Raw genomic sequence first — 4,407 nt, 5'->3', positions numbered from 1 at the left:
TGGGGAACCAAGATTCCTGCCAATTTTGCCAAGATGGTAAGGGGTTTTTTAAGCGATAAACTGTTCCTGCGGGAACTGCATAACGTCCCCTAGATAAGCGCTTAACTTTATCTTTTCCTCCGAATCGATAACGATAGGTTATTGGTCTTTCGGTGTTGAGGGTTTCTAATTGCCAATCACTGGGATTGCGAGTTGATAGGCGATTTGTTCCCCAGATTGCGGCAGTAATGAGGGCAAAATATTGACCGACATCTTGATTAAATAAAGTTTGGAGATGGCTGCTTAGTTCAAGTGATTTAACTTCCACTAGATGGGATTCTCCACCAAAGCGATACCAGCCATTTTCTAGGGGTTGATTAGCTAAATAAACTAGACAAGCATCTGGATGTAACTGGACGGCATTTTCGAGGAATAATTCTCCAGTTTTTACCTTTCTTTGCTCCTCTAACAAACGCGGATGGAGATGGGGATGATATTGCCACGGAGAACCATAGGCTTTTTGAGGATTATACCATTGGTTGATAGGAATCCAACTATCTCGATCGAATTTTCCCTCAATTTGTTTACTGTCTTTCTCTTGCCATTTTTCTTGCCATGTTAAGGTGTGTTGAATTTTTCCATTGTCGTTATTTTCTTGGTCTTGAAAATAATTTGCGAGGGGTTTTTTAGCCAGATAAATAAAGGGAGTGGGGACAAAAAAGTTATCTGGTTGTTCACTGTTTGCCCAAAAAGGGCCGGCAATTTGTAAATCGCGAATATTGGTGGGATTGCTGTGAGCAAATAGTCCCGAAACTGTGGCAGCAGTGGGGGGAAAACGATTTCCTGAACGTCCAACTAGATTTTCTGGAGACAGAAACGGACCGGCGCTACCGTAGAGAAATCCCAAAGGTTTAATTATGATCAGATATTGCAACATTTTTCTATGTTTAGGTGAGATGATTGACCACTTTTGAGAGGTTAATTACCCAGTTATTTCTATCTTGGTGAGAGGTGGTATCGATGGGTATATTTTGATTAAAATAAAGGTTAAAAACTGCATTGGCAATATCGTGATTATCATCGGTAAAAGCGCGGCGATTTTCTAAAGTTGCTATATCACTATAGAAATGTGTCCAGTTTTTTCCTTCACTGCGATCGCAATAACTATCGAGGATATCTTTTAAGTTTTCCCAGGGACAAACCCACTCTAAATAGTTACCACTGTTAAAAAGAATTCGCACCGCGAGACGATTTTTACCTTGATTTTTAGCGGATTTTTCTGCTTCTCGACATTGTTGCAATATGTCACGCTGAGGAACTCCTGAAGCTGCCCAAACAAAACCGACGCTAACAGTTATATCCTGAGAATAACCGTGTTTTGGCCAGATTTCCCGATGAAATTGATCAAACCAATATAGACAATCTTGTAGGGTTAATTTTGGTTCTGATTTTTGTGGAAACAAAACCCCTAGAAAGTCATCTCCTCCTCCATAAATAATGCGACCAAAGTTAAGATAATTTTCTAGTTCTTCTCCCCATTGTCGCATTCTTTGACTAAATTCTTTTCTTGAGGATATGGACAGATTTTTTAGGTAATTTCCCATCCCGTCACCGTCCCCTTGAAACCATCCTGTATAGGATTTTTCCTCGTAGCGATTTAGTTCCACAAATTTTTTAGGAAGTTCTAGGTTTAAAGGCTTGCCAATATCATATAATGTAATCATTCTTTTGACTAATTCGGGAATGCTAAGACGTTCGGTTTCATCGAGGATAGCATTAGAAAGTTTTTGACTTAATTGCTGATAAAATTCAGTGATTTGCTGATTTTGTTGGGAAATACTAGAATATAAAGGATGGGTTTGATCCGTCATTCCATACCAAACAATGGCATCGGAACCCGATAAGCTAGAACTTTCTCCTTGCCAATTAATTCCCGTCCAATCTCGTTGATATTTTTTCTGTTGCAGACTTTTAAACGCACAATCGATCGAGTCCTCTTGCGCCCAGAAGAATTCCCAAGTATGATTAATCCATAGGTTCCATTCTCGTCGCCAAGTATAATTGTATTGTGGTAAATTTTGTTCAATCCAAACCCGACACTTATTAACCACTTTTTGCCATGCGTCATTGAAGACTTGTTCGGCTTCTTTTTTGGGAAAATTACCCGCGATTAAGATTTGGTTGGGAGTTCCTCTTTTAACGTCAATTAAAGCGGGAGAAATAAGGCTACATTCAGTATATTTATCCGCTGCCTGACAGATAGCATCGGCAAGATAGGATAATAAAAAAGAACCACCGTACAAGTCCCTTAGTTTACGCGATTTTCCGATGAATCCTTGCACAGGAGCAAAGGTAATTACAGTATAGTTCATTTTATCTTTACCGTCCTCGATAAAGTTTAAATTCCTGAAGATTAATAAGATTTCTGTAGGTAGAATTCCCGTATTGAGTCAGGAGAATTGGCCAGTATTGTTGAACGGCCATTCCGACAAGTATTCCCAAAGTTATAGGCATGGAATAAACTAGCTTAATCTCTTGATAGTTTTTTTGTTGAGCGATATTGATAGTTTTAAAGATTTCTCTAGAATATTGTAGCCAATCTTCATTTTTTTCAATTGTACCACTGCCTTTACTTTTCAGATAAATTAAATCGCCGTAGTTTTCAATACTCTGATCATTAAGATTAATTTTATGGGAAGAAACATCGATGGCTATAGTTACTCTATCTTGACCTTTTTCGGTGACAACACGCTCAAATTTTTCGTATTCCTTAATATCTTCTTTAAGTTTGCGATCGCTAATTTCCACCACAGGATAATAACTATCAGAAGATTTATTATATTGAAAGATTTTTACTCCTTCAGTAGCGAGAATAGTGCCGACCATAATAGCGACGCTAATCGGACCGATATAGGCAAGATAAATAATAGTATTTTGGGGAGTTTTTTTCTTAAGTTTCTCTAGATTATAGCGTAGTATTTGCAGAAAAGCTTTCAGCATTTCTTGATCATAAATATCACAGGAGTAGTTAAAAATTAAATCTGTTTCGCTAATATTGAGATACTGGTCAAGATTATTTTGATGATCTTTGTATTTATTTTCTGTTTCGATGATATTAAAAAGCGATTGCAGAGCCTTATTACTATCGGCAGGATTAGCAATATTAATCACTATCGGTAGAGGAATCGCCTGATGTTTATAGAGGTCGTATTTCTGAGATTCTAGCCAGATACCGATGATAACTAGAGCCAAAGTAATCAGAAAAATTAGATAATATCCCTGGCCAAATTGATCGGCAATTAGTGCCAAAATAGCGGCGATGGCTAATGCTGCATTGGTGAGGGGATTAAAGATAATATTATAGGGATATTGACGCAGATTACTCAGGACATTTTTAAGAGATTTCAGCATAATTTTACTAGAGATTTAGGGCATAATATCGAGAAGACACAGAGACAATTCGGGAAAAACTGCCGAACTAATGCGCTCATAAAGACGATATAATTTTTGTTGATATTCATCACCTTCTAGCTGACAAATAGTCAAAGTAGGCTGTTTGGGTTTACCGATAAAAGAGATGCCACCCAATCCACGAAAATCGACAATCCAATATTCAGCAATACCTAAAGATGAGTATTCTTCAACTTTGCGTGCATAATCATCTTGCCAATTACTACTAACCACTTCTACCACTAATTTAATTGCTTGGGAGCTAGTTAAAATTGCTTGTTTTTCCCAGAGAGATTCGGTGCTAAAGGCCACTTCATCCAAAATGATGACATCGGGACGTAAAGCAGTAGCTTGACCCGATTCTGGACGGAGCAAACAGTTTTTAGGAATTGTCCAGGGTAGATGTAATCGCAAGATTTCTCCCCACAGTCTTCCTGCGATTTTTCCCGCTACGGATTCCTGAGGTCCAGTGGGTTCCAAGTCTCGCAACTCCCCGTCAATTAATTGATAGCGTGGGTCATCTCCATACTGGTTTAAAAAGTCTTCAAAAGTGAATAATTTAGGAGATAGGTAGGTCATGATTTTTATCGGATTAGACCTAAAGCTTGTTGTTGTTATCTATGATACTGATTGCTCGCCAGAATCGGGGGATTTTTGGGGTTAAAAAATCCTTAAAAAAAACTCCCACCCCTGCTACCCTCCTTAATCAGTAGCTAGACAATTAAGTAGGTAGGCGTTAAAAGTTGTCAGATCCCCCCGCCTATCGGCACCCCCCTTATCAAGGGGGGCAGGGGGGATCGAACCTAAAATCCATTTTTAATTTAATTATAACCAGCTACTTAATTACAGATAATTACTTAAGCAAAATTAATTACACATCGAGAGGCGGAAACTGTACGCTAAAGTAGTAGAAAGGGTCAATCCTCAAGAGGATGATGTGCGCTTCTATGGGATTTCCGAAGAAGCTGTCTCTAGATT

The 4,407-nt window shown here is 38.5% G+C and carries 4 protein-coding genes; all 4 read right to left on the bottom strand.

Annotated features, from left to right (window positions below):
* On the bottom strand, positions 1-916 hold a 916-nt coding region (locus PX484_RS04105), incomplete at its 3' end, for a type III-B CRISPR module-associated Cmr3 family protein (RefSeq protein WP_288102944.1).
* Between the two features lie 10 nt (positions 917-926).
* Positions 927-2,351 carry a Cas10/Cmr2 second palm domain-containing protein gene (locus PX484_RS04100; RefSeq protein ID WP_288102942.1) on the bottom strand — a complete coding sequence of 475 codons (1,425 nt, stop codon included), beginning with the start codon at positions 2,349-2,351 and terminating at the stop codon, positions 927-929.
* Positions 2,352-2,358: 7 nt separating this feature from the next.
* Positions 2,359-3,390, bottom strand: a complete 1,032-nt coding sequence (locus tag PX484_RS04095) for an SAVED domain-containing protein (protein ID WP_288102941.1) — start codon at positions 3,388-3,390, stop codon at positions 2,359-2,361.
* 15 nt (positions 3,391-3,405) lie between these two features.
* Positions 3,406-4,008 (bottom strand): Uma2 family endonuclease, encoded by a 603-nt coding sequence (locus PX484_RS04090; protein ID WP_287766557.1) that lies wholly within the window; start codon positions 4,006-4,008, stop codon positions 3,406-3,408.
* Positions 4,009-4,407: the final 399 nt, after the last annotated feature.

Origin of the sequence: Microcystis sp. M49636_WE2 (assembly GCF_030065375.1) — a bacterium.
GTDB classification, from domain to species: Bacteria; Cyanobacteriota; Cyanobacteriia; order Cyanobacteriales; family Microcystaceae; genus Microcystis; species Microcystis aeruginosa_C.
The sequence above is the reverse complement of the archived record's forward strand: the minus strand, read 5'-3'. Positions and strand labels throughout refer to the sequence as shown.